General features: G+C 72.8%; 21 protein-coding genes and 1 tRNA gene. 17 read left to right on the forward strand and 5 right to left on the reverse strand.

Features of this window, described 5'->3' with window-relative positions:
* Positions 1-14 precede the first annotated feature (14 nt).
* Positions 15-1538 carry a potassium/proton antiporter gene (locus ACIO92_RS24230; protein ID WP_366443222.1) on the reverse strand — a complete coding sequence of 508 codons (1524 nt, stop codon included), beginning with the start codon at positions 1536-1538 and terminating at the stop codon, positions 15-17.
* Between the two features lie 259 nt (positions 1539-1797).
* Between ACIO92_RS24230 and ACIO92_RS24235 the strand changes: the two genes are divergently transcribed.
* Positions 1798-4575, forward strand: a complete 2778-nt coding sequence (locus ACIO92_RS24235) for a penicillin acylase family protein (protein ID WP_402283189.1) — start codon at positions 1798-1800, stop codon at positions 4573-4575.
* On the opposite strand, the gene ACIO92_RS24240 is transcribed toward ACIO92_RS24235, so the two are convergent.
* Positions 4565-5170, reverse strand: a complete 606-nt coding sequence (locus ACIO92_RS24240; RefSeq protein ID WP_366443224.1) for a 5-formyltetrahydrofolate cyclo-ligase — start codon at positions 5168-5170, stop codon at positions 4565-4567. The two genes, ACIO92_RS24235 and ACIO92_RS24240, sit on opposite strands and share 11 nt — an antisense overlap.
* Before the next feature lie 104 nt (positions 5171-5274).
* Here ACIO92_RS24240 and galU point away from each other — a divergent pair, with 104 nt between their 5' ends.
* From galU to ACIO92_RS24280, 8 genes are all read left to right on the forward strand, one after another.
* Entirely contained in the window at positions 5275-6186 is a 912-nt protein-coding gene (galU, locus tag ACIO92_RS24245) for a UTP--glucose-1-phosphate uridylyltransferase GalU (RefSeq protein WP_351786677.1), read from the forward strand.
* Between the two features lie 160 nt (positions 6187-6346).
* Positions 6347-7615 (forward strand): gephyrin-like molybdotransferase Glp, encoded by a 1269-nt coding sequence (gene glp / locus ACIO92_RS24250; RefSeq protein WP_366443289.1) that lies wholly within the window; start codon positions 6347-6349, stop codon positions 7613-7615.
* A gap of 57 nt (positions 7616-7672) precedes the next feature.
* Positions 7673-8158, forward strand: a complete 486-nt coding sequence (moaC, locus tag ACIO92_RS24255; RefSeq protein WP_351786680.1) for a cyclic pyranopterin monophosphate synthase MoaC — start codon at positions 7673-7675, stop codon at positions 8156-8158.
* Between the two features lie 74 nt (positions 8159-8232).
* Entirely contained in the window at positions 8233-8760 is a 528-nt protein-coding gene (locus ACIO92_RS24260) for a MogA/MoaB family molybdenum cofactor biosynthesis protein (protein WP_366443225.1), read from the forward strand.
* A complete protein-coding gene (locus ACIO92_RS24265) occupies positions 8757-9368 on the forward strand; it encodes a GNAT family protein (RefSeq protein WP_366443226.1) in 612 nt (203 codons plus the stop codon). Before ACIO92_RS24260 ends, ACIO92_RS24265 begins: the two co-directional genes overlap by 4 nt.
* Before the next feature lie 137 nt (positions 9369-9505).
* Complete coding sequence (glpR, locus tag ACIO92_RS24270; protein ID WP_366443227.1) at positions 9506-10525, forward strand: gephyrin-like molybdotransferase receptor GlpR; 1020 nt, start codon at positions 9506-9508, stop codon at positions 10523-10525.
* A gap of 73 nt (positions 10526-10598) precedes the next feature.
* Positions 10599-10672 (forward strand) — tRNA-Ala (locus ACIO92_RS24275).
* A 235-nt stretch (positions 10673-10907) separates the two neighbouring features.
* On the forward strand, positions 10908-11936 hold the full coding sequence (locus ACIO92_RS24280; protein WP_366443228.1) for a hypothetical protein: 1029 nt from the start codon (positions 10908-10910) through the stop codon (positions 11934-11936).
* A gap of 38 nt (positions 11937-11974) precedes the next feature.
* Here ACIO92_RS24280 and ACIO92_RS24285 read toward each other — a convergent pair whose 3' ends face one another.
* Positions 11975-12454, reverse strand: coding sequence for a GNAT family N-acetyltransferase (locus tag ACIO92_RS24285; protein WP_366443229.1), 480 nt, complete (start codon positions 12452-12454; stop codon positions 11975-11977).
* Between the two features lie 50 nt (positions 12455-12504).
* Between ACIO92_RS24285 and ACIO92_RS24290 the strand changes: the two genes are divergently transcribed.
* Positions 12505-13308, forward strand: a complete 804-nt coding sequence (locus ACIO92_RS24290) for an exodeoxyribonuclease III (protein WP_366443230.1) — start codon at positions 12505-12507, stop codon at positions 13306-13308.
* A gap of 120 nt (positions 13309-13428) precedes the next feature.
* Here ACIO92_RS24290 and ACIO92_RS24295 read toward each other — a convergent pair whose 3' ends face one another.
* Complete coding sequence (locus tag ACIO92_RS24295) at positions 13429-14058, reverse strand: MerR family transcriptional regulator (RefSeq protein WP_366443290.1); 630 nt, start codon at positions 14056-14058, stop codon at positions 13429-13431.
* Positions 14059-14310: 252 nt separating this feature from the next.
* Here ACIO92_RS24295 and ACIO92_RS24300 point away from each other — a divergent pair, with 252 nt between their 5' ends.
* The 5 genes from ACIO92_RS24300 to ACIO92_RS24320 all read left to right on the forward strand — a co-directional run bounded on the left by ACIO92_RS24300 (position 14311) and on the right by ACIO92_RS24320 (position 18738).
* A complete protein-coding gene (locus ACIO92_RS24300; RefSeq protein WP_401238629.1) occupies positions 14311-15900 on the forward strand; it encodes a flavin-containing monooxygenase in 1590 nt (529 codons plus the stop codon).
* Positions 15897-16802 (forward strand): alpha/beta hydrolase, encoded by a 906-nt coding sequence (locus ACIO92_RS24305; RefSeq protein ID WP_366443232.1) that lies wholly within the window; start codon positions 15897-15899, stop codon positions 16800-16802. The genes ACIO92_RS24300 and ACIO92_RS24305 overlap by 4 nt, the downstream gene beginning before the upstream one ends.
* Positions 16799-17698, forward strand: a complete 900-nt coding sequence (locus tag ACIO92_RS24310; protein ID WP_402059152.1) for an SDR family oxidoreductase — start codon at positions 16799-16801, stop codon at positions 17696-17698. Before ACIO92_RS24305 ends, ACIO92_RS24310 begins: the two co-directional genes overlap by 4 nt.
* 99 nt (positions 17699-17797) lie before the next feature.
* Positions 17798-17983 carry a hypothetical protein gene (locus ACIO92_RS24315; RefSeq protein WP_366443234.1) on the forward strand — a complete coding sequence of 62 codons (186 nt, stop codon included), beginning with the start codon at positions 17798-17800 and terminating at the stop codon, positions 17981-17983.
* Positions 17984-18231: 248 nt separating this feature from the next.
* Positions 18232-18738, forward strand: coding sequence for a GNAT family N-acetyltransferase (locus ACIO92_RS24320; protein ID WP_366443235.1), 507 nt, complete (start codon positions 18232-18234; stop codon positions 18736-18738).
* Positions 18739-18802: 64 nt separating this feature from the next.
* Here the strand turns inward: ACIO92_RS24320 and ACIO92_RS24325 are convergent, their stop codons facing one another.
* Positions 18803-22267 carry a S41 family peptidase gene (locus tag ACIO92_RS24325; RefSeq protein WP_402283181.1) on the reverse strand — a complete coding sequence of 1155 codons (3465 nt, stop codon included), beginning with the start codon at positions 22265-22267 and terminating at the stop codon, positions 18803-18805.
* A 373-nt stretch (positions 22268-22640) separates the two neighbouring features.
* Here ACIO92_RS24325 and ACIO92_RS24330 point away from each other — a divergent pair, with 373 nt between their 5' ends.
* Together ACIO92_RS24330 and ACIO92_RS24335 are read left to right on the forward strand one after the other, a co-directional pair.
* Complete coding sequence (locus ACIO92_RS24330; RefSeq protein WP_366443237.1) at positions 22641-23213, forward strand: TetR/AcrR family transcriptional regulator; 573 nt, start codon at positions 22641-22643, stop codon at positions 23211-23213.
* A 129-nt stretch (positions 23214-23342) separates the two neighbouring features.
* Positions 23343-25571, forward strand: a complete 2229-nt coding sequence (locus tag ACIO92_RS24335; RefSeq protein ID WP_402283179.1) for an MMPL family transporter — start codon at positions 23343-23345, stop codon at positions 25569-25571.
* Positions 25572-25617: the final 46 nt, after the last annotated feature.

Below are 25617 nucleotides of genomic sequence, written 5' to 3' on the forward strand. Positions count from 1 at the left end.
ACGGACTGATCGGACTAATCGGATGTTTCTCCGTGATGTCGGCCGGAGCGCTGGAAGCGGAGGGCGGTGCCGGTGGGGGTGGAGGCGGCGGTGGCGCCGCCGGTGCCGAGCCATCCGGCGAGCTTGCCGCCCTGGCCGACCGCGCGGAGCCGCCGTTCGGTGGCGTCCCGTACGGGGTCGGTCGCGACGACGAGGAGTTCGTCGCCGTGTCGCAGGACGGTGTCGGGCCCGGGGACGAAGCTGGCGTCCTCGCGCACGACGAGGGTGACGGCGGCTCCGGCCGGGAGGCGGAGTTCGGCGACCTCGACGCCGTGCATCCGGGAGTGCTCGGGGACGGCGACGGACAACAGGTGGCCGCGGAGCCGTTCCAGGGGCGCGGATTCGACGCCGAGGTCGGCCGCCTCGCCGGAGTCGCCGAGCTTGAGGGCCTTGGCGAGCCAGGGCAGGGTCGGGCCCTGGACGAGGGTGTAGACGACGACGAGGACGAAGACGATGTTGAAGATGCGTTCGCTGCCCTCGATGCCGGAGACCATCGGGATGGTGGCCAGGATGATGGGCACGGCTCCGCGCAGACCGGCCCAGGACATGAGGGCCTGTTCCTGCCAGGGGATGCGGAAGGGCAGCAGGCTGACCAGCACTTCCATGGGCCGGGCGACGACGGTCAGGACCAGGCCGATGACGACGGCGGGCCAGAAGTCGTGGACCAGTTCGTGCGGGGTGACGAGCAGGCCGAGCAGGACGAACATGCCGATCTGGGCGATCCAGCCGAGTCCCTCGGCGAAGCCGCGGTTGGCGGGCGCGTGGGGCAGCTTGGCGTTGCCGAGGACCATCGAGGCGAGGTACACGGCGAGGAAGCCGGAGCCGTGGGCCATGGCACCGGCGGCGTACGCGACGACGGCGATGGCCATGACGGCGATCGGGTAGAGGCCGGAGGCGGGCAGGGCGACGTGGCGGAGCCCGTAGGCGCCGAGGAAGCCGACGGCGAGGCCGACGGCGACACCGATCGCGAGCTCCAGGGCTATCGTCCCGACCAGCACGTACCAGTGGTCGACCGGTCCCGCGGTGGAGAAGGCGACGACGAGGATGACGACGGGGGCGTCGTTGAAGCCGGACTCGGCTTCCAGGACGCCGGTGACCCGGGACGGCAGGGGCACTCTGCGGAGCACGGAGAAGACGGCGGCGGCGTCGGTGGAGGAGACGACGGCGCCGATGATGAGGGCCTGCCGCCAGTCGAGACCGACGAGGTAGTGGGCGGCCGCGGCCGTGATGCCCACGCTCACGGCGACGCCGAGGGTGGAGAGGACGACCGCGGCGGGCAGCGCCGGCCGGATCTCCTTCCACTTCGTGCCGAGGCCGCCCTCGGCGAGGATCACGACGAGGGCCGCGTAACCGATGACCTGCGTGAGCCCGGCGTTGTCGAAGGCGACGTTGCCGATGCCGTCCTGGCCCATGGCGATGCCGATGCCGAGGTAGAGCAGCAGGCTGGGGAGCCCGCTCCGGGACGAGATCCGTACGGCCGCGACCGCGATCAGCAGCACGAGGGAGCTGATGAGCAGGAGTTCGTTGAGCTGGTGGACAGTCAGTGGCCGTTCCTTCCCCTCACACGCAGCTGGATCGTTCCTCCAGCGGCAGGTACTTCGTTACCTTACCTAATCTTTAACGTTTTCTTGACGCCTTCTTCGCGGCTCCTCGCTCATCAGTGCGGTCTTCTTGTCGACTCCGAGTCCGGGCGGCCCGGACGCTGCGCCTAAGGTGGCTCCCGTACTCCAGGACCACCCTGCCCCTCGAAGGACAGCGATGCCCTCCAACACGACCGCGCCCCCCGCCAAGAAGAAAGGGCGGCGCGCCCGCCTGATCCTCCTCGTCCTGGTCCTCGCCCTGGTCGCGGGCGTCGGATGGGGCGGGTACTGGGGAGTGAGCACCGTCCGGGCCTCGTTCCCGCAGACCACGGGCGAGATCCGGCTCGACGGGCTCGCGGGCGAGGTCGAGGTCAAGAGGGACGCGAACGGCGTCCCGCAGATCTACGCGGACACCGAGACGGACCTGTTCCGCGCCCAGGGCTACGTCCAGGCGCAGGACCGTTTCTACGAGATGGACGTCCGGCGGCACGTGACCGCGGGCCGCCTCTCGGAGATGTTCGGCGAGAGCCAGGTCGAGACGGACTCCTTCCTGCGCACGCTCGGCTGGCGCCGGGTCGCGCAGCAGGAGTACGACACGGTCCTGTCGCAGGAGACGAAGAAGTACCTCCAGGCGTACGCGGAGGGCGTCAACGCCTATCTGAAGGACCGGGACCCGGCCGCGATCTCGATGGAGTACGCGGCCCTGGCCCTCACCAACGACTACGCGATCGAGCCGTGGACTCCGGTGGACTCGGTGGCCTGGCTCAAGGCGATGGCCTGGGACCTGCGCGGCAACATGCAGGACGAGATCGACCGCTCGCTGATGACGAGCAGGCTGAGCGCGAGCCAGATCAAGCAGCTGTACCCGGAGTACCCGTACGCGCTCCACCAGCCGATCGTCGGCGGGGGAGCGGTCGACGGGGAGACCGGGAAGTTCGACCCGAAGGGCAAGGCGGACGGGGGCGACGGGACGACCACCGGCGACACCCCGGGCACCGGCTCCGACGGCTCGAATAGTTCGAACGGCTCCGACGGCTCCGACGGCTCGGACGGCTCCGGCGCGCAGGCGCAGCTCGGCGCGCTCTCCGAGGTCCTCGACGGGGTCCCGGCCCTGCTCGGCCCGAACGGCAACGGCATCGGCTCGAACTCCTGGGTCGTCGGCGGGAAGTACACGACCTCCGGCAAGCCGCTGCTCGCCAACGACCCGCACCTCGCGCCGCAGCTCCCGTCCCTCTGGTACCAGATGGGCCTGCACTGCCGCTCGGTCTCGGCCACCTGCCGCTACGACGTCGCCGGGTACACCTTCTCCGGAATGCCCGGTGTGATCATCGGCCACAACGACAAGATCGCCTGGGGTCTCACCAACCTCGGCGCCGACGTCACCGACCTCTACCTGGAGCGGATCGGCCCCGACGGCTACCTCGTCGACGGCAGGGTCAAGCCCTTCACCACCCGCGAAGAGGTCATCAAGGTCGCGGGCGGCGCCGACCGCAGGATCACCGTCCGCTCCACCGGCCACGGCCCGCTCGTCTCCGACCGCTCCGCCGAACTGGAGAAGGTCGGCCAGAAGGCCCCCGTCGGCAACGCCGCCCCCGACCGCGGCACCGGCTACGGCGTCTCCCTCCAGTGGACCGCGCTCCAGCCCGGGAAGTCGATGGACGCGATCTTCGCCCTCGACCGCGCGAAGGACTTCGACGAGTTCCGGGCCGCCGCCAAGAACTTCGAGGTCCCCTCCCAGAACCTGATCTACGCCGACACCGAGGGCAACATCGGCTACCAGTCGCCCGGCAAGATCCCGCAGCGCGGCAAGGGCGACGGCACCCTCCCGGCGCCCGGCTGGGACTCCTCGTACCGCTGGAAGGGCTACATCCCCTTCGACCGGCTGCCCTACGAGTACAACCCCGAGCGCGGCTACATCGTCACCGCCAACCAGGCCGTGATCGACCACAGGACCTACCCCGACCTGCTCACCAAGGACTGGGGCTACGGCTCGCGCAGCCAGCGGATCAACGACCTCATCGAGTCGAAGACCAAGGACGGCGGGAAGATCTCGCCGGACGACATGCGGACCATGCAGACCGACAACCGCAGCGAGATCGCGACCCTGCTGAACCCGCTCCTGCTGAAGGTCGACATCTCCGACCCGTACGTCCGCGAGGCGCAGAAGCTCCTGGAGGGCTGGGACTACACCCAGGAGCCCGACTCGGCCGCCGCCGCCTACTTCAACGCGGTCTGGCGCAACGTCCTCAAGCTGGCCTTCGGCGAGAAGCTGCCCAAGGAACTGCGCCCCGAGGGCGAGTGCGTCAACGTGCGCCCCGCCGACTCCACCGGCCCGGTCGACGAGCAGAACAAGCTCGTGCGGGAATGCGGCCAGCGCGACCCCGACTCGGCCCAGCCCGACGGCGGCGACCGCTGGTACGAGGTGGTCCGCCCGCTCCTCAAGCAGGAGAAGAACGAGTGGTGGACCACCCCCGGCAACCGTCTCGACGCCGCCACCGAGACCCGTGACCAGCTGCTGGCCCGCGCCATGAAGGACGCGCGCTGGGAGCTGACCGCCAAGCTCGGCAAGGACGTCTCCAGCTGGAGCTGGGGCCGGCTGCACCAGCTGACCCTGCGCAACCAGACCCTCGGCACCGCGGGCCCCGACGTCGTGCAGCGGCTCCTCAACCGCGGCCCGTGGAACCTGGGCGGCGGCGAGGCGGCCGTCGACGCCACCGGCTGGAACGCGGCCGGCGGCTACGAGGTCATCTGGGTGCCGTCGATGCGGATGGTCGTCAACGTCGGCGACTGGGACAAGTCCCGGTGGATCAACCTGACCGGCGCCTCCGGCCACGCCTTCAGCTCCCACTACACCGACCAGACGGACGCCTGGGCGCGCGGCGAGCTCTACGACTGGGCGTTCGGGAAGGCCGCGGTCGAGGCGACGACCAAGGACACGCTGCTGCTCAAGCCGTAGCGGGGCCGCGGAAACGGGTGACCCCCGCCGGGGTCACCACCGCGTGCACGGGGTGGTCGTGCGGTTCCTCCGGAACCCGGGCGACCACCTCGTCCGCGTACAGGAGCACCACCAGGGCCGGGTCCGCGCCCGCGCGTGCCAGCCGGGCGAGCACCCGGTCGTACGAGCCGCCGCCCCGGCCGAGCCGCATCCCCCGCCCGTCGACCGCGAGGCCCGGCAGCAGGACCGCGTCGGCGGCGCACACCGCGTCGGGGCCGAGCCGGGGACCGGACGGTTCGAGCAGTCCCCGGCCCGCCCTGACCAGCCCTCCGGGACCCTCGTACGCGGCCCAGTCCAGGTCGTTGTCGGGGAGCAGGACGGGGAGCAGGACCCGCACCCCGCGCGCGTGGAGCGCGTCGAGCAGCGCGCGCGTGCCCGGTTCGCGGCCCACCGACACATAGGCGGCGACCGTGGACGCCCCGGAGAGTTCGGCCAGTTCGAGGCCCCGGCGGGCGAGGGACCCGGCCGTGTCCGCCAGGGACCCGGTGTCCCGCTCGGCGCGTGCGGCCAGAAGTCGACGGCGCAGCACGGTCTTTTCGGAGAATTCTGCTGTCATGGCAGTCCCTTGCGCATTCTCGAAAGTCTTGTAAGGGTCTTTATGCGGAGGAAGTTAATCGGAGCCACATCTTCTTCTCATTCCGAACGGCTAAGGTGCTCCGCATGAATCAGTCGCTCCCCAGGCTCGGCCGGATCAGCAAGGCTGTCATCCCGGCCGCCGGTCTCGGCACCCGCTTCCTCCCGGCGACCAAGGCGACGCCGAAGGAGATGCTGCCGGTCGTCGACAAGCCGGCCATCCAGTACGTCGTCGAGGAGGCGGTCGCCGCCGGGCTCTCCGACGTACTGATGATCACCGGCCGGAACAAGCGTCCCCTGGAGGACCACTTCGACCGGAACTACGAGCTGGAAGAGGCCCTGAGCCGGAAGGGCGACGGCGAACGGCTCTCCAAGGTCCAGGAGTCCAGCGACCTCGCCACCATGCACTACGTGCGCCAGGGCGCCCCGCGCGGCCTCGGGCACGCCGTGCTGTGCGCCGCGCCGCACGTCGGCGACCAGCCGTTCGCGGTCCTCCTGGGCGACGACCTGATCGACCCGCGCGATCCGCTGCTCGCGCGGATGGTCGAGGTGCAGGAGCGGGAGGGCGGCAGTGTGATCGCCCTCATGGAGGTCGATCCCTCGCAGATCCACCTGTACGGCTGCGCGGCGGTCGAGGGGACCGTCGACGGGGACGTCGTGAAGGTGACCGACCTGGTCGAGAAGCCGGACGCGGGCGAGGCGCCCAGCAACTACGCGATCATCGGCCGTTATGTGCTCGATCCGGCCGTCTTCCGGACGCTGCGGGAGACCGAGCCGGGGCGCGGCGGGGAGATCCAGCTGACCGACGCCCTGCAGAAACTGGCCTCCGACGAGAAGATCGGCGGGCCGGTGCACGGGGTGGTGTTCAAGGGACGCCGCTACGACACCGGCGACCGCGGGGACTATCTGCGTGCCATTGTCAGACTCGCGTGTGAACGTGAAGATCTGGGACCGGACTTCCGGAGCTGGCTCCGGAGATACGTCAACGAGGAGATGTAGCGCCTTGAGCAGCAGCACGGCACCGTCGGAGTCCCACGGCGAGCACGGGGAGCGGCCCGGCCACGACGGGTCCGGAGGGACCGGGGACGGTGGCCGGGACGGGCACGACCTCGGGCACGAGACGGGCCCCGCGGACGTCTGCGCGGGCCCGGAGCACGGTCTGTGGACGGTGGACGAGCACCTGGCGGACATCCTCGCGGCGGTCGGCCCGCTCGAACCCATCGAGCTCCAGCTCCTCGACGCCCAGGGCTGCGTCCTCGTCGAGGACGTGACGGTGCCGGTCGCGCTGCCGCCCTTCGACAACAGCTCCATGGACGGGTACGCGGTCCGGGTCGCCGATGTCGCGGGGGCCACCGAGGAGTTCCCCGCCGTCCTCACGGTCGTCGGGGACGTCGCCGCGGGCGCCGGGGGTCTGCCGGAGGTCGGCCCGGGGCAGGCCGCCCGGATCATGACCGGCGCCCCGCTGCCGCCCGGCGCCGGGGCCGTCGTCCCCGTCGAGTGGACCGACGGCGGTACGGGCGGGGGCGCCGCCACCGGTATGAGCGCCGCCAGTACCTCCCCGGGGGGCGCGGCGGGCGAGGTCCGGGTGCACCGTCCGGTCGAGGACCGCGCCCATGTCCGGGCGCGCGGCAGCGATGTCCGGGCCGGGGAGCTGGCCCTGGCGGCGGGCACCGTCCTGGGGCCGCCGCAGATCGGGCTGCTGGCCGCGATCGGGCGCGGCACCGTCCGGGTGCGGCCCCGCCCCCGGGTGGTCGTCATGTCCACCGGCAGCGAGCTGGTCCAGCCGGGGGAGGCGCTGGGCGAGGGCCAGATCCACGACTCCAACAGCTTCGCGCTGGCCGCCGCCGCGCGGGACGCGGGAGCCCTCGCCTACCGGGTGGGGGCCGTCGCCGACGACGCCGAGTCGCTGCGGGCCACCGTCGAGGACCAGCTGATCCGGGCCGATCTGATCGTGACCACGGGCGGGGTGAGCGTCGGCGCGTACGACGTGGTGAAGGAGGCGCTGAGCGCCGACGGGCAGGTCGACTTCCGCAGGCTGGCGATGCAGCCGGGCAAACCGCAGGGCTTCGGCGCGATCGGCGCCGAGCAGATCCCGCTGCTGGCGCTGCCGGGCAATCCGGTCTCCTCGTACGTCTCCTTCGAACTGTTCGTCCGGCCCGCGATCCGGGCCATGATGGGCCTGGCGGAGCTGCACCGGCCCCGGGAGCGGGCGAGGCTCGTCGCCGACGGGCCGCTGTCGTCACCGGCCGGGCGCCGCCAGTTCCTCCGGGGGACGTACGACCCGGAGGCGGGCACCGTCACTCCGGTGGGCGGTGCGGGTTCCCATCTGATCGCGGCCCTCGCGCACGCGGACTGCCTGCTGGTGGTCCCGGAGGAGACGCGGAGCGTGGAACCGGGCACCGAGCTGGAGGTGGTCCTCCTCGGCTGACGGGGCGAGGGTGGGGGTACGGTGTCGTCCCACACAGCGACCGGGAGTGTCACGGGCATGAGCACGCAGCAAGGTCTCACCCACATCGACGAGGCGGGCGCGGCCCGCATGGTCGACGTATCGGCGAAGGACGTCACGTCCCGCACCGCGCGTGCCAGCGGGCGGGTCCTCGTCTCGCCGCGCGTGGTCGGGCTGCTGCGCGGCGAGGGCGTTCCGAAGGGCGACGCGCTGGCGACGGCCCGGATCGCCGGGATCATGGGTGCCAAGAAGACCCCGGAGCTGATTCCGCTCTGTCATCCGCTGGCGCTGTCGGGCGTGACGCTGGACCTGGCGGTCACCGACGAGGCCGTGGAGATCCTGGCGACGGTGCGGACCACGGACCGCACCGGGGTCGAGATGGAGGCCCTGACGGCGGTGTCGGTGGCGGCGCTCACGGTCGTCGACATGGTGAAGGCGGTCGACAAGGGCGCGGTCATCTCCGACGTACGGGTGGAGGAGAAGACCGGCGGCAAGTCGGGCCACTGGACGCGGGGCGAGTCGTGACCCGGGCGGGCCGGGTGTCGGGCACGCACGACCACGCACACGAACGGGGCGCGGGCACGGAAGAGGCGGAGCCCGTGCCCGCGGCTCTCGGTGCCGGGACCGGCGGGGCCCTGACCGCCCCGTACGCCGCGCTGGTCGTCACCGCCTCCAACCGGGCGGCGGCCGGGGTCTACGAGGACCGGGGCGGCCCGCTGGTCGCCGAGGGCCTGACCCGGGCCGGTTTCGCCGTGGACGGCCCCGAGGTCGTCCCGGACGGGGCACCGGTCGAGGCGGCGCTGCGGGCGGGTGTCGCCGCCGGGTACGACGTGATCGTCACCACCGGCGGTACGGGCATCTCGCCCACCGACGGGACGCCCGAGGCGACCCGCCGGGTCCTGGACCGGGAGATCCCGGGCATTCCCGAGGCGATCCGCGCGTACGGCCGGGAGAAGGTGCCCACGGCGGCGCTCTCCCGGGGGCTGGCGGGGGTCGCGGGCGGCACCCTGGTCGTGAACCTGCCGGGTTCGCCCGGCGGGGTGCGGGACGGGCTCGCCGTCCTGGAGCCGCTGCTGCGGCACGCCGTCGACCAGATCCGGGGCGGCGACCACCCGGGACCGTCGTGATCCCGTCCTGGCCGGTCGTCCTCGTCGACGGGGAGGTTCTGCTCCGTCCGATCAGGCTGCGCGACCACACGGCCTGGCGCGAGGTGAACCGGCGCAACCGCGACTGGCTGCGGCCCTGGGAGGCGACGGTCCCGCCGCCCCCGCCGGACGCACCGGCCGCCGAGCGGCCCACGTACCGCCAGATGGTGCGCCATCTGCGGTCGGAGGCGAACGCGGGCCGGATGCTGCCGTTCGTCATCGAGTACCGGGGACGGCTCGTCGGCCAGTTGACGGTCGCCGGGATCACCTGGGGCTCGATGTGCTCGGGCCACGTGGGCTACTGGGTGGACGGTGAGGTCGCCGGGCGCGGGGTGATGCCGACGGCGGTCGCCCTCGCGGTCGACCACTGCTTCCGCACGGTCGGTCTGCACCGGATGGAGGTGTGCATCCGCCCGGAGAACGGGCCTTCGCGCCGGGTGGTGGAGAAGCTGGGCTTCCGCGAGGAGGGGCTGCGGCCCCGCTATCTGCACATCGACGGGGCCTGGCGGGACCATCTGGTCTTCGCGCTCACGGCGGAAGAGGTGCCGGACGGACTGCTCCGGCGCTGGCACCGCGCAAGAATAAAATAAGTGTTCGAATTCAATCGGTAGTTGACGGGCAATCGATCTGAAAAATCACAAAAAACTTCAGTGATATCAGCGAGATCGTGCGACACACCGGCCCAATTGGCCGATGCCCCCCCGTGAACCCCTCTACCGTGTGAGGCGTGAGCAGCAGCGGCCTCATCTACGCAGTCATCGTCGGGGCCTGGGCCGCCTACTTGGTGCCGATGTGGCTCCGCAGGCAGGACGAGCTGAACGAAGCCCGTCCCACCGAACGCTTCAGTACCGCCATCCGGCTGCTTTCCGGACGGGCGGGCATGGAGCGCCGTTACGCCAAGGAGCTCAAGCAGCGGGACCGTACGGTGGAAGGTCCGACGCCCGACGTCGACCCGGACGCGGCGACCGAGCCCCTCGGCTCGGCCGACGTCCGGGCCTTCTCCGCGCCCGCGGCCAGAACGGAAGCGCGCCTGGAACTCCCGGAGCCCGAACCCGTACCGGCACCGCAGCCCGCCCCCGGCCGCCCCGCCCCGGGCGCCGCCGAGCGCGCCCGCCGGGGCGAGGTCCTCGCCCGCCGGCGCCGCACCACCACGCTCCTCTTCGCCGCCTTCACCCTCGGCGCGGTCGTCGCCGCCGTCGGCGGCGTCGCCTTCCTGTGGGCGCCCGCCGTGCCCGCGCTGCTCCTCAGCGCGTACATCGTGCATCTGCGCGTCCAGGAACGCCGCCGCTTCGTGTACGTCATGGACCGGCGGCGCGCCGAGGCCGCCGCGGCCCGGCTGCGGGAGAGCAGGCGCCCGGCGCCCACCCCCGAACCGACCCCCGAACCCTCCGCCGGGCCCTCCCCGCAGGAGGCGGACCGGCGGGCCCTCGTCGAGCAGACCGACCACGCGGAGTGGGTCGACCAGCAGCGCGAACGCCGACCGGCCCGCGGCGACAGCTGGGACCCCGTCCCCGTCCCGCTGCCCACCTACGTCACCGCCCCGGTCGCGCCCCGCGCCTCCGGCGGCATCGACATCACGGACCCCGAGACCTGGAGCGCCGCCCGCTCCTCCACGGTCGCCGACCCGGCCCCCGCCGCGCCCCCGGCCCCCCGCCGCCGCGCCCCCCGGGGCCACGACCACGGCCGCACCCCGCTCTTCGACCAGTACGCGGACGACGACGAGAGGCCCCGCGCGGCCAACGAGTGAGCCCCCGGCTGACCTGCGAAGGCACTGATTTCTGTCTGGGCCGGTCGGGGTGCTAATGTTTCACACGTCGCAAGGGCCTGTGGCGCAGTCTGGTAGCGCACCTCGTTCGCATCGAGGGGGTCTGGGGTTCAAATCCCCACAGGTCCACAGACAAACGGGAATCCCGTACGATCGAAAGATCGGACGGGATTTTCGTCGTTCCGGGGGCGGTTCGATGTCCGCCGGGGGTGGTGGATTTCGGGCGCGACCTTCTGAGGGTTCGGCGAGTTAGCCGGGTATGACTTCCGTACCCCCTGGCGTTCCGTGGTCCCTTCCCGTGGGGGAGACCCTTGTTCTGCGTCCTCGCCATGTCTCGCCGAGTCCCCACGGGTGGGACGTGCATGTGTCCGCGGTCGAGCTGGCGGGGCTCGCGGCGGGGCCCGACGCCGTGCGGAGGCTGGGCGCGCGGCGCGGATTCCTCGGGGACACCCCGGCCAACCGGGAACTGGCGCGGACCTTGCGGGAGCGGCCCGCCGAATTCGGGTGGGTCCATCCGATCGTCCTCGGAGCGGACGGCGTGGACGTCCCGGATCTCGCCGCCTCGCGCGGTTTCACCCCGCCGGTCCGGCTCTTCGGGATCGAGTGCCTCGACGGATTCCAGCGGCTCTGTCTCCTCGCGGACGCGCTCGCCGCCTTCGGTCCCGAGCATCTGGCGCTCTCGACCGTACGCCTGGAGATCCGCTGCGGGCCGCACCGTGAGGTCTTTCGCCGACTCCACGACACGGGTCACCTGTCCACCAATCCGCCCACCGCGCAGGACGGGCTGATCCGGTGCCCGGACATCCAGTGGCTCATGGCCGGGGACTGGGAGAAGGAGGGGTTCTTCGACCCCCGGCGAGGAGTCTCCGCCGGGCCGCACAGCCGCCGTTTCTCGATGCCTGAGGTCACCCGGGGGCTCGCTTGCCTCTCTCCGGCCCCAGGGCCGGACGCCGTACACCTGGCCGCGACCGACGAGGGTCTTGAGCGGCTCTGGGCCCGGCTGGACTCCCCGCTCTACCGGGCGGTGTTCCGTGAGCGGATGAGCCCGCTCGGAGTGGTGCGGGCCGTCGAGGCGTACGACAGCGCGCGGGGTGCGCTGCGCAGGCTTCCCGGGCACCAGAAGAAGGGCCCCGGACACCTGATCGAGTACGCCCCGGACCTGATCTGCTGGGAGGCGTGCCGGAGGCTGCTGCCGCTCGCGGACCTGCATGTGGAGGCCGGGACACGGCACGACTGGGACGGAATGATCCAGCAGGAGCTGCCCGTGGTGACCGAACGGACGGCCGGTGAACTCGTCCGGCGGTACGAGGACGTGCACCAGGCGCGCGGGGGCGGACGCATCTACAAGGGCGAGGTCGAGCTGCTCGACGTCTGGCGGGAGATCCTGGGTTGAGGGCCGGGCCGGGCCGGGCCGGGCCGGGTCAGGTCAGGTCAGGTCAGGGGCTTTGCGTAGCAGCGGCTGCTGGGGTGGTCGCGGTAGTGGCCGAACTTGGCGCAGGGCTCGTAGCCGCTGGAGAGGTAGAGGGCCATCGCCTCCGGCTGGGCGATGCCCGTCTCCAGGACCATGCGGGTGCGGCCCGCCGCGCGGGCGTCGGACTCCAGGGCGGCGAGGACGCGGCGGGCCAGACCGAGGCCCCGGGCGGCGGGGACGACGTACATGCGCTTCAGTTCGGCGTCGCCGTTCTCGTAGCCCGCGTCGTTCTTGTCCTGGGTGCGCCAGCCGCCGGTGGCGACCGGCTGGCCCTCGGGGTCGTAGACGAGCAGATAGAGACCCCGGGGCGGGACGAACATCCCGGCGTCCAGCGGTGTGGCGTCGCCCTCGTCGTCGTAGCGGGCGGCGTACTCCGCCTGGACCTCGGCGTCGAGTGCGACGGCGTCGGGGTGGTCGTAGGGCACGAGCTGGATGTTCATGCGATGCATCGTACATCTATGCGAACGGGGGGAATCGGTATCCTCCCGGGATGGTCACTGTCACCTCAGCGAATGTCAACGGGCTCCGCGCCGCCGCCAAGAAGGGTTTCGTCGAGTGGCTGGGCGGGACCACCGCCGATGCCGTCTGTCTCCAGGAGGTGCGCGCCGAGGAGGCGCAGCTGCCCCCGGAGCTGCGGGCGCCCGAGGGCTGGTTCACCGTCCACGCGCCCGCCGCCGCCAAGGGCCGCGCGGGCGTCTCCCTCTACACCCGCCGCGAGCCGGACCGGGTGCGCGTCGGCTTCGGGTCGGCGGAGTTCGACGACAGCGGCCGGTACGTCGAGGCCGATCTGCCCGGCGTGACCGTCGCCAGCCTCTACCTGCCGTCCGGGGAGGTCGGCACCGAGCGCCAGGACGAGAAGTACCGGTTCATGGAGGAGTTCCTGCCCTACCTCAAGGGGCTGCGGGAGCGGGCCGCCGCCGACGGCCGCGAGGTCGTCGTCTGCGGCGACTGGAACATCGCCCACCGCGAGGCCGACCTCAAGAACTGGAAGTCCAACAAGAAGAACGCGGGCTTCCTGCCCGAGGAGCGCTCCTGGCTCGACCGGCTCCTCGACGCGGAGGACGGCGGCTACGTCGACGTCGTGCGCGCCCTCCACCCCGACCAGGAGGGCCCCTACTCCTGGTGGTCCTACCGGGGCCGGGCCTTCGACAACGACACCGGCTGGCGGATCGACTACCAGATGACCACCCCCGGCCTCGCCGCCAAGGCGGTCAAGGCGTACGTCGAGCGGGCCGAGACCCACGCCGAGCGGTGGAGCGACCACGCCCCCGTCACCGTCGTCTACGAGCTCTGAGGCCGGAGGGGCCGGGGAGGTAGGGGAGGTGGTGGGGTGCCTCGTGCTCTTCGTCGCCCGCCGGTCCCCGTCGCCCGCTGTCCTTCGGCGCCCCGCCCGCCGGTCCGGCCCGCGCCCCTCTCAGGCCGGGGGCTTCCCGGGGCCCAGGCGGCGGTCGAGGGCCATCGACAGTTCCGCCTCCACCACGCTCTTCGCCAGGGGGCGCAGCCGCCACGGGTCGTCCCCGGCGGCATGGGCGCGCAGCAGGTCGGCGAAGAGGTCCGCGAGCGCGTCGGCGTGCTCGCGGACCCGGGAGCCCGCCTTGAGGACCTCGGCGAGCGGGACGCCCTCGCGGACGAGGGCGGCGGAGACGTCGAGCAGCCTGCGGCTGATGTGGACCAGTTCCTCGCCGTCGGTCACGAGGTAGCCGAGGTCCAGGGCTGCGGCGAGGTTGTCCGGGGTGACCTCGCCCGCGAAGTGGTCCGCCAGCTCCTCGGGGGTGAGGCGGACCGGCTCCTCCTCGCTGGGGGCGCCGAGGGCGAGGACCTCGCGGACGTTGCGGCCGCTCTCGAAGGCGGTGGTGAGGTCGGCGATGCCGTTGAGGGTGTGGCCGCGCTCCAGGAGGGCGGCGATGGTGCGGAGCCGGGCCAGGTGCTGCTCGTCGTACCAGGCGATCCGGCCCTCCCGGCGGGGCGGCGGGATCAGACCGCGCTCCCGGTAGAAGCGCAGGGTGCGCACGGTGATCCCGGCGGCGGCGGCGAGCTCCTCCATGCGGTACTCGCGCACGCCCCCGCCGGTCGCCGTGGCGCTTCCCGGCGGCCCGCCGGGGTCTCCGCCCGTCGCCGCGCGGGTGCCCGGCGTCCTGCCCGGTCCTTCGTCCCATCCGTCCGTCACGCCCGCCAGCCTATGTTGTACCGCCGGTAACTTTCCCTCGTCGTACCCCTACCGCTCGGTAGGCCGCTGCTCTACAGTCCCGACTGTGCCAGTGATTGCTGGCGCGATCAGCCGGGCGCGGGAGGCGGCATGGCGAAGCACGAGCACGTACGGGTGGCGGTGATCGGATCGGGATTCGGCGGCCTCGGGGCCGCCGTCCGGCTGCGCCGGGAGGGCGTCACCGACTTCGTGGTCCTGGAACGGGCCGACTCCGTGGGCGGCACCTGGCGGGACAACAGCTACCCCGGCTGTGCCTGCGACGTTCCCTCCCACCTCTACTCCTTCTCCTTCGCGCCCAACCCCGACTGGCCCCGCACCTTCTCGGGCCAGCGCCACATCCGCGCCTACCTCGAACACGTCACCGACACCTTCGGCATCCGCCCCCATCTGCGCCTCGGCCACGAGGTCCTGCGGATGACCTGGGACACCGAGGCGCTCCGCTGGGAGATCGAGACCAGCCGCGGCGGCTTCAGCGCCGATGTCGTCGTCTCCGCCACCGGGCCGCTCTCCGACCCCAAGATCCCCGACATCCCGGGGCTCGCGGGCTTCCCCGGCAAGGTCTTCCACTCGGCCCGCTGGGACCACGACCACGACCTCACCGGCAAGCGCGTCGCCATGATCGGCACCGGCGCCTCCGCCATCCAGATCGTGCCCGCGATCCAGCCGAAGGCCGGACGGCTCACCCTCTTCCAGCGCACGCCCCCCTGGGTGATGCGCCGCATGGACCGGGCCATCAGCCGCCCCGAGCGCTGGCTGCACCGGGCCGTGCCCGCCACCGGCACCGCGCGCCGCGGCCTCCTCTGGGGCATCAGGGAGCTCCAGGTCGGCGCCTTCACCAAGCATCCCGGGGGACTGGGGCTCGTCGAGAAGCTCGCCAGGGCCAACCTCGCCAAGGCGATCGAGGACCCCGTCCTGCGGGCCAAGCTGACCCCCTCGTACCGCATCGGCTGCAAGCGCATCCTGCTCTCCAGCACCTACTACCCGGCCGTCGCGCAGCCCAATGTGGACGTCGTCGCCGCCGGGCTCCGCGAAGTCCGCGGCTCGACCCTCGTCGGCGCCGACGGCAGCGAGACCGAGGCCGACGTGATCATCTTCGGGACCGGCTTCCACGTCACCGACCTGCCGATCGCCGAGCGGGTCGTCGGCGCGGACGGACGGAGCCTCGCCGAGTCCTGGAAGAACGGCATGGAGGCGCTGCGCGGCGCCACCGCCGCCGGATTCCCCAACTTCCTGACCGTCATCGGTCCCAACACGGGCCTCGGCAACTCCTCGATGATCCTGATGATCGAGTCCCAGCTGAACTACCTGGCGGACTACCTCCGTCAGCTGGACGTCCTCGGCGGGCGGGCCGCCCTCGCCGCCCGGCCCTCCGCCGTCGGCGCCTGGAACCGCAAGGTCCAGAAGCGGATGGAACGCACCGTCTGGGCGGGCGGCTGCGAGAGCTGGTACCTCGACGCCAACGGGCGCAACACCACCCTGTGGCCCGGCACGACCGGCGAGTTCCGGCGCGAGACCCGACAGGTCGACCTCTCCGAGTACGAGGTGATCCGCGCGCCCCGGCCGACGGCCCCCGCCCCCGATGTCGGCGGCACGAAGAACAGCGCCCCGAAGAACAGCGCCCCGAAGGGCAGCGTCCCGGAGGACGGCGACACCCCCCGTACGAAGGAGAACGCCCGGTGAGCAGGCGCCCGATCCCACTGCCCCCGTCCAGGGAGCTCACCGTCGTCTCCGCCGACGGCTCCCCCGTCCACGTCGAGACCTACGGCCCCGAGAACGCGCCCGCCGTCGTCCTCGCCCACGGCTGGACCTGCTCGATCGCCTTCTGGGCCGCGCAGATCAGGTCCCTCGCCGCCGACCACCGCGTCATCGCCTACGACCAGCGCGGTCACGGCCGCTCCCCGGCCCCCGCCGGACCCTCCGGCTACGCCGTCCGGGCGCTCGCCGACGACCTCGAAGCGGTCCTCGCCGCGACCCTCGCCCCCGGCGAGAAGGCCGTCGTCGCCGGACACTCCATGGGCGGCATGACCCTCATGGCGGCGGCCGACCGGCCCGGTCTCAGGGCCCACGCGGCGGCCCTGCTGCTCTGCTCCACCGGCCCGTCGCGGCTGACCGCCGAGGCCACCGTGGTCCCCGGCCGCCCCAGCGCCCGGCGCACCCGGCTCACCCGGGGCGTCCTCGGTGCCAGGGCGCCGTTCGGCCCGGTGAACGCCGTCTCGAAGAAGGTCCTCAAGTACGCGACGATGGGGCCGGGTTCCGCCCCCGACCGGGTCGACGCCTGCGCCCGGATCGTGCACGCCTGCCCGCGCGGGGCCCGTGTCGGCTGGTCCCGGGTCCTCGCCGGGCTCGACCTGGAGGCGGGCCTGCGGGCCCTGGACCTGCCGGTCGCGGTCCTCGTCGGCACCGCCGACCGGCTCACCCCGCCCCCGCACTCCCGGGCCATGGCCGCGATGCTGCCGCAGTGCGTGGGACTGCTCGAACTTCCGGGTATGGGACATATGACACCGGTGGAGGCCCCGGAGGCCGTCACCGCCCGCATCCGTGAACTGACCAGCACGTACCTGGAGACGGAGGAGAAGGCATGAGCCGGGTGAGCCTGGAAGGACAGGTCGCGGTCGTCACCGGAGGAGCCCGCGGGGTCGGGGAGCTCCTCGCCCGCAAGCTGTCCGCGCGCGGGGCGCGGATCGCGCTCGTCGGCCTGGAACCGGAGCAGCTGAAGGAGGTCGCCGGACGGCTGCACACCGAGGCCGACTGGTGGCACGCCGACGTCACCGACCACGAGGCGATGGCCCGGGTCGCGGCCGAGGTGAAGGAACGGTTCGGGAAGGTGGACATCGTCGTCGCCAACGCCGGGGTCGCGGCGGGCGGCCCGTTCGCCGACTCCGACCCGGCGGCCTGGCGGCGGGTCATCGAGGTCAATCTGATCGGCGGCGCCGTGACCGGCCGGGCGTTCCTGCCCGTCCTCGTGGAGTCCCGGGGGTACTTCCTCCAGATCGCCTCGCTCGCCGCGCTCACCCCGGCGCCGATGATGACGGCGTACTGCGCCTCCAAGTCGGGCGTCGAGGCGTTCGCGCACAGCCTGCGCGCCGAGGTCGCGTACAAGGGGGTGCGGGTCGGCGTCGGCTATCTCTCCTGGACCGACACGGACATGGTCCGGGGCGCCGACGAGGACGACGTGATGCGGGAGCTGCGGCAGCGGCTGCCGTGGCCGGCGAACCGCACGTACCCCCTCGGCCCGGCCGTCGACCGGATCGTGGCGGGCATCGAGCGGCGCTCGGCCCATGTGTACGCGCAGGGGTGGCTGCGCGGGATGCAGGCGCTCCGGGGGTATCTGCCGGGGATGATCGCGACCGTCGGACAGCGCGAGATGAAGCGCTTCGGGCCCCGGCTCGGCTCGGTGCCCAAGGGGCTCGTGGGGGCGGGCGGCGCGGCCGACGAGAAGGCCAGGACCGGGGCCTCCCCCACCGGTAGCCGTCCGTAACTGATCGAAATGCGTGGAATGTTCGCCCGTGCGAGGCTGGTCGAGGCCCACGGGGCACACCGCCCCGTCCCCCTCACACCCTTCTAGGAGTGACCTCTCATGGGCATCCAGGACCAGTTCAAGGACAAGGCGGAACAGCTCAAGGAGCAGGCCAGGCAGGCGGCGGGCAAGGCGAAGGACGAGGCGTCCGAGCGCGCCTCCCAGGCGGGCGACCGGGGCAAGAGCGAGACGCAGCGGGCCCAGCAGGAGGCCCAGGACCGTTTCGACCAGGACTACGACGCCTGACGGCGGCCCCGAGGGCTCCGTCCGCGCGAGGCGCACCCGGTGAGGGCACCGGGTGCGCCTCGGCGCGCGGACGTCCGGCACGGGCGGGCGGGGCGCGGGTCGGGTCGCCCGGGGCACGGCCGGCGCCTTCCGGGGCGCGGCCCGCACACCCGGACGGCGCGCGGGCGGGGCCCTCGCCGTGCCGGACCGGACGCCTCCGGCCGAAAAGTCGTACGCACCGGGCGGCGGATCTTCGTACCGTGACGGCCATGGCCGTACTTGAGCGACTGCGCTCCGATCACGCACCCGCCCTGCTCGCCTTCGAGCGCGAGAACCGGGCCTACTTCGCCGCGTCCGTGTCCGACCGGGGGGACGCGTACTTCACCGCCTTCGAGGAGCGGCACCGGGCGCTGCTCGACGAGCAGGAGACCGGGACGGTCCACTTCCATGTGCTCGTGGGGGAGGACGGGGAGGTCCTCGGGCGGTTCAACCTCTTCGACGTCGCCGACGGGGGCGCCGAGCTGGGTTACCGGGTGGCCCGGCGGGCGACCGGGCGGGGCGTGGCGACGGCCGGGGTGCGGGAGGTGTGCAGGCTGGCCCGGGAGGCGTACGGGCTGAGCAGGCTGACCGCCGTCACGACCCTCGACAACGACGGGTCGAGGGCCGTGCTCGGCCGGGCCGGGTTCGGCGCGGTCGGCAGCGTGACGCTGGGCGGGCGCGCGGGGACCTCGTACGAACTGGACCTGGGCCTGTCGTACGGGACCGCCGCCTCCTGAGGACCGGGCCTCCGCCGGGGCCGGAACCGGGGCCGGGGCCGATGACCCCGGTCCCGGCGGGGTGCTACGGCCTCGGCGGCAGTGCCGGGCGGGAGCGGTCCGGGAGGTCCTCGTAGCCCGGGGGGCAGGCCGCCGGGGTCTTCGCGAGGAGCGAGAGCGCCACGTGGACGGCGTCGTCGAGCTGCGCGTGGCGGCCCTCGGCCCAGTCGAGCGGGGTGCGCAGGGCCGCGAGGTCCGGTTCCACGCCGTGGTTCTCCAGGGACCAGCCGTACTCGGGGAACCAGGCCGCGTTCATCGGCACGGTGATCTGGGTGCCGTCGCCGAGCCGGTGGCGGCCGGTCATGCCGACGACCCCGCCCCAGGTGCGCTGGCCGACGACCGGGCCGAGGCCCAGCAGCTTGAACGCGGCGGTGATCATGTCGCCGTCGGACGAGGTGGCCTCGTCGGCGAGGGCGACGACGGGGCCGCGCGGGGCGTTGGAGGCGTAACTGACGGGCTGGGCGTCGCGGGTGAGGTCCCAGCCGAGGATCTTCCGGGTGAGCTTCTCGATGACGAGTTCGCTGATGTTGCCGCCCGCGTTGCCCCGGACGTCGACGATGAGCGCGGGCCGGGAGACCTCCATCCGCAGGTCGCGGTTGAACTGGGCCCAGCCGGAGCCGCCCATGTCGGGGATGTGGAGGTAGCCGCAGCGGCCGCCGCTGAGCTGTCTGACCACCGCCCGGCGTTTGGCCACCCAGTCCTGGTAGCGCAGCGGCCGCTCGTCGACCAGCGGGACGACGGCGACACGGCGGGGCCCGCCCTCGCCCCCGGCGGGTGTGAAGGTCAGCTCGACGGTGGTGCCGCCGGTGCCGGAGAGCAGCGGGTACGGCCCGGTGACCGGGTCCACGGGCCGCCCGTCGACATGGGTGAGGACGGCGCCCGCGCGGATGCCCGTACCGGCGAGCGGGGAGCGGGCCTTGGAGTCGGACGACTCGCCCGGCAGGATGCGCTTCACCGTCCAGCCGGCCTCCCGGGGAACCAGGTTGGCGCCGAGCAGGCCCATGGGCCGCTGGTAGTGCGGGGGGCCCTCGTTGCGGCGGGCGGGGGTGACGTAGGCGTGCGAGGTGCCGAGTTCGCCGAGGACCTCGCGGAGCAGATCGGCGAACTCGTCGGGGGAGGCGACCCGTTCGACGAGCGGCCGGTACTGGTCGAGGACGGCCGTCCAGTCGACACCGCCCATGCCGGGCTCCCAGAAGTAGGCGCGGACGATCCGGCCCGCCTCGTCGAAGGCCTGCCGCCACTCGGCGCCCGGGTCGATCTCGTGGAGGATGCGCCGCAGGTCCAGGTAGACGGTCGAGTCGCCGTCGGCGGGCTCGGTCGCGGGCACCGCCCGCAGCTCGCCCTCCTCGGCGACCACCAGCCTGCTGCCGTCGCCGCTGACCGCGAACCAGTCGATCTCCTTGGTGAGTTCGCTCCTGCGGGCCTTGGTGATGGAGAAGTGCTCCAGGGTGGGGCGGCCCGAGGTGTCGGCCGGATTGGCGAAGGTCTCGCCGAGCGCGCCGGAGATCGGCCAGCGCAGCCAGACGAGACCGCCGCCGCTGACCGGGTGCAGGGCGGAGTACTTGGAGGCGGCGACGGGGAACGGGGTGACCCGCTCGGCCAGCCCCTCGGTCTCCACGGTGACCGTCCCGTCGGCGGACTCCGTGTCGTCGTCGGCCGGATCGAGGCCCCCGGCCGCCGGGCGCCCGTCCGGCAGCAGCGCGAACGGCGAGGGGGTCGCCGAGGAGAGCGGTACGAGGTAGGGGCGGCAGCCGAGCGGGAACGACAGGTCGCCGGTGTGCACGTCGTACACCGGGTCGAAGCCCCGCCAGGAGAGGAAGGCGAGATAGCGGCCGTCCCGGGTGAAGACGGGGTTCTCGTCCTCGAAGCGCCCGTTGGTGACGTCCAGGACGGTCCGGGGGCCGGGGCCCGCGATCCGGGCCATCTTGATGGAGCGCAGCGAGCGGCCGATGCCGGGGTGCGACCAGGTGAGCCAGGTCCCGTCGGGCGAGAAGGCGAGGTCGCGGACGGGTCCGTTGACGGAACGGATGAGTTCGGTGACGCGTCCGTCGGGGGCCGGTCCGGGCGCGACCGGCCCGGGGGAGGCCGCTTCCGGGCCGGTCTGTCCGGGGGCGGTCTGTCCGGCGGTTGCTTCGCCGGAGGGGATTTCGGTGCGGTCGACGTCGGAGGTGGCCTCGCCGGACGGGGTTTCGGCGTCCTCGGCGTCCACAGCGTCCTCGGCGTCCTCGGCGTCTTCGGCGTCCTCCGTCGCGTCGACGAGCAGCAGTCGTCCGTCGTGGGTGGCGAGGGCCAGTCGCTCGCCCTCGGGGTCGGCGACCAGTTCCTCGATCCGGCCGAGTCCGCCGGAGGCGAGCCGACGCGGGGGCCGGTCGCCGCTGGCGCGCGGCAGATGGCCGACCTCGACCGCGTCCTCGCCCTCGGCATCGGTGACGTACGCGACCTGGCCGCCGCTGCCGAGCATCTCGGGGAGCCTGACCCGGACGCCCGGGGTGTCGACGATGGTGCGGGCGGGGCCGTCGCGGTGGGTGAGCCAGTAGAGGCTGCCCCGGACCGAGACGGCGCTGGCGCGTCCGGTCTCGTCCACGGAGACCGCGTCGACGTGCTGGGCGGCGGGCACCTGGTACCGGCGGCGGCCGACGCGCTGTCCGCCGAGCCGGACCTCCAGCTTCCGGGGCCGGGAGTCGGGGGTGAGCGCGTCCACGATCCACAGGTCGCCCGCGCACTGGTAGACGACCCGGCGGCCGTCGCTGGAGGCGTGCCGGGCGTAGAAGGCGTCGTGGTCGGTGTGGCGGCGCAGCCCGGTGCCGTCGGGCAGACAGGAGTAGAGGTTGCCGACGCCCTCGTGGTCGGAGAGGAAGGCGACCCGGCCGTCGACGGCCATCGGGGAGTCGAGATGGCCGCCGATGTCGGGCAGCAGCCGTCTGCCGTGCAGCCAGAGGCGGCCGGTGGCGCCGCCGAGGTACCGCTTCCAGGCGGCCGGTTCGTGCGGCGGCTTCCCGGTGAGGAGCAGGGTGCGGCGCTCCCCTTCGTGTTCCGTGACGGCGATGTCGGAGACCGGGCCCCAGGGCATCCGGCCGCCGGGGGAGCCGTCGGTGGGGACGGTGTAGGCCCAGGAGTAGTAGGAGAAGGGCTGGCCCTGCGAGGAGACGGCGAGGATGTCGGAGCGGCCGTCCTCGCCGGGGGGCGTCCAGCCGCAGACCCGGGTGTCGGCGGAGCCCCAGTGGCTGAGCTGCCGGGCGGACCCGCCGTCGACCGGCACGAGATGGATCTCGGGGTCGAGGCTGCGCCAGCTCGTGTACGCGAGGTGGCGCCCGTCCGGTGAGAAGCGGGGGTGTCCGACCCGGGTCCGGTCGACGGTGAGCCGCCATGCCCGGCCGGGCCGGTGGCCCGCGGGGACGAGCGGGGCGATCCACAGGTCGTCCTCGGCGGCGAAGCAGAGCAGGTCCTCGTGGAGGTGCGGGAATCGGAGATACGCGGCGTCGTCACTCACCTCCTCATGCTTTCCGTGGGGAGGGGGCGCGGCAACTCGTACGTGTTTGCGGGTGTTCACGGGGGAGGGGCGGCCCGGCTCCGCAGGTGTTCACGGAGGGCGCGGCCCGCCCTCCGGTGGTGCGCCCGGCCGGGTCGGGGTCGGGCTTCCGGTGGTGCGCCCGGCGTGGTTGCGGCCCGGCCCCCGGTGGTGCGCCCCGCCCCGTCGACCGTCGTGGATGGTGGCCCGCCTTCGGCGCCGGGGCCGTCCGAGTTCCCGTCGGCGGTGTGGTTCAGGACACGTACGAAACGGTTTCGTTTCGCTGGGGGCCCGGGTAGTCTCGTACCGTACGAAAGTCGTTTCGACGGACACCCTCCGGACAGGAGCCCCGGCCATGGCCCGCAGCAGACTCACTCCCGAGCGGGAGACCGAGCTGTACGGAGCCGTGCTCGACCTCCTGCGCGAGGTCGGCTACGACGCCCTCACCATGGACGCCGTCGCCGCCCGCACCCACTCCAGCAAGGCCACCCTCTACCGCCAGTGGGGGAGCAAGCCCGAGCTGGTCGCCAGGGCCATGCGCCACAACAAGCCGGCCGACCTCTCGGGGATCGACACCGGCACCCTGCGCGGCGACTTCCGGGTGCTCCTCGAACGGACCGACGACTGTCAGATGGAGAAGGACTCCGCGCTGATGCGGGGCCTCGCCCATGCCGTCCACACCAACCCCGAACTGCACCGGGCCCTTCGCGAACTGCTCATCGAACCCGAGATGAACTGCCTCGACGAAGTCCTGGCCCGCGCGGTCCGCAGGGGTGAGGTGGCCGCCGACAACCCGGCGCTCAAGCTCGTCCCCCACATGCTGATCGGCGCTTTCGTCGCTCGGCCGCTCATCGAGGACCAGCCGGTCGACGCCGCCTTCCTCAGAGCGTACGTCGACGCCGTCGTGCTCCCCTCACTCGGCGTCTGATCCCCCCTCCGCCCCGGCCGCGCGCCGGAGCACCAGCAACAGCACCAGCACATCCTGACGCGTACCGCTCACGCCGTCGGGCCGGCTCCCCATGCCCTGTCTTCCACCCCACACCGGGAGTACGCCCCCGTGGCCACGTTCCTCTACAAGCTCGGCCGTTCCGCCTTCCGGCGCCGACGGCTCGTCGCCCTGCTCTGGGTGGCGCTCCTGGCCGTCGCCGGCATCGGCGCCGCCACCGCCCCCACCGCGACCTCCAGCTCCTTCTCCATCCCCGGCACCGAGGCCCAGCGCGCCTTCGACCTGCTGGAAGAGCGCTTCCCCGGCGCCGGAGCCGACGGGGCCACCGCCCGTGTCGTCTTCCAGGCGCCCGAGGGCCAGAAGATGACCGACGCGGCGCACAAGGCCGTCGTCGAGGACACCGTCGCCCAGCTGAAGTCGGGCTCGGACCAGATCGTCTCGGTCACCGACCCCTACACCGCGCAGGCCGTCTCCCAGGACGGCTCCACCGCCTACGTCTCCGTCTCCTACAAGGTCAACGGGATGGAGCTGACCGACGCGACCCGTGAGGCGCTGACCGAGGCCGGGCAGGACGCCCAGGGCAAGGGCCTGACCGTCGAGGTCGGCGGTGACGCCCTCCAGACCATGCCCGCGACCGGCGCGGGCGAGATAGTCGGCGTGGTCGTCGCGGGCATCGTCCTCGTCATGACCTTCGGCTCCCTCGTCGCCGCCGGACTGCCGCTGCTCACCGCCGTCATCGGCGTCGGCATCGGCGTCGCGACGATCACCGCGCTCGCCAGCGTCCTCGACCTCGGCTCCACCACCTCCACCCTCGCCATGATGATCGGCCTCGCGGTCGGCATCGACTACGCCCTCTTCATCGTCTCCCGCTACCGCGCGGAGCTGACCGAGGGCCGGGAGAAGGAGGAGGCCGCGGGCCGCGCGGTCGGCACGGCGGGCTCCGCCGTCGTCTTCGCCGGACTCACCGTCGTCATCGCCCTCGTCGGCCTGGCCGTCGTCAACATCCCGATGCTGACGAAGATGGGCTTCGCCGCCGCCGGGACCGTCGTCATCGCCGTCCTCATCGCGCTGACCCTGATCCCCGCGCTGCTCGGCTTCGCCGGGGACAAGGTCCTCAGCCGCAAGGAGCGCAAGGAGCGCAAGGAGCGCGAGCAGGGCGAGGAGCCCGAGCAGGGCGCGGGCGCCGCGAAGTCCGCCGACAAGCTCGGCGCGAAGCCCGCGGACAAGCCCAACGGCGGCACCCGCTGGGCCCGCTTCGTCCTCCGCCGCCCGGTCCTGGTGCTGCTCGTCGGCGTCCTCGGCCTCGGCGCGGTCGCGCTGCCCGCCGCCTCCCTTGAGATGGGCCTCCCGGACGACGGCGTCAAGCCGGTCTCCGCCACCGAGCGCCGCGCCTACGACGCCCTCTCCGACGGCTTCGGCCCCGGCTTCAACGGCCCGCTGCTCGTCGTCGTGGACGGCGACAAGGCGACCGCCGACCGGACCGTCGCCACGATCAAGGGCCTCGAAGGCTGGGCCGCGGTCACCCCCGCCACGCTCAACAAGGCGGGCGACGCCGCCATGATCACCGTGGTGCCGAAGGACCGGCCGTCCTCCGCCGCCACCGAGAGCCTCGTCCACGACATCCGGGGCGCCACCGGCGACGACGTCCTGGTCACCGGCGCCACCGCGATGAACATCGACTTCTCGGAGAAGATGAACGACGCCCTGGTGCCGTACCTGGCCCTCGTCGTCGGTCTGGCCTTCGTCCTGCTGACCCTGGTCTTCCGCTCGGTCCTCGTCCCCCTGAAGGCGGCCCTCGGCTTCCTGCTCTCGGTGGTCGCGGCCCTCGGCGCGGTCGTCGCGGTCTTCCAGTGGGGCTGGCTCGGCGGTCTCTTCGGGGTCGAGCAGACCGGCCCGATCATGTCGATGATGCCGATCTTCATGGTCGGTGTGGTCTTCGGTCTCGCGATGGACTACGAGGTCTTCCTCGTCACCCGGATGCGGGAGGCGTACGTCCACGGGGAGCGGCCCGGCGAGGCGATCGTGACCGGCTTCCGGCACAGCGCCCGGGTGGTCACCGCCGCCGCGGTGATCATGATCGCGGTCTTCGCGGGCTTCATCGGCATGACCGACCAGATGATCAAGATGATCGGTTTCGGCCTGGCCGTCGCGGTCCTCTTCGACGCCTTCGTGGTGCGGATGGCGATCGTCCCCGCCGTGCTGGCGCTCCTGGGCCACAAGGCCTGGTGGCTGCCGAAGTGGCTGGACCGCCTCCTGCCCAACGTCGACGTGGAGGGCGAGGCCCTCACGAAGCCGGACCCGGCGGGCGACCCCAGGGAACGGGACCTGGTGAAGGTCTGACCGGGGGGCCCTCGCGGGCCCGCACCGGCTCCGTACGCCGTCGGTG

This window comes from Streptomyces sp. NPDC087215, assembly GCF_044744885.1.
Lineage (GTDB): Bacteria > Actinomycetota > Actinomycetes > Streptomycetales > Streptomycetaceae > Streptomyces.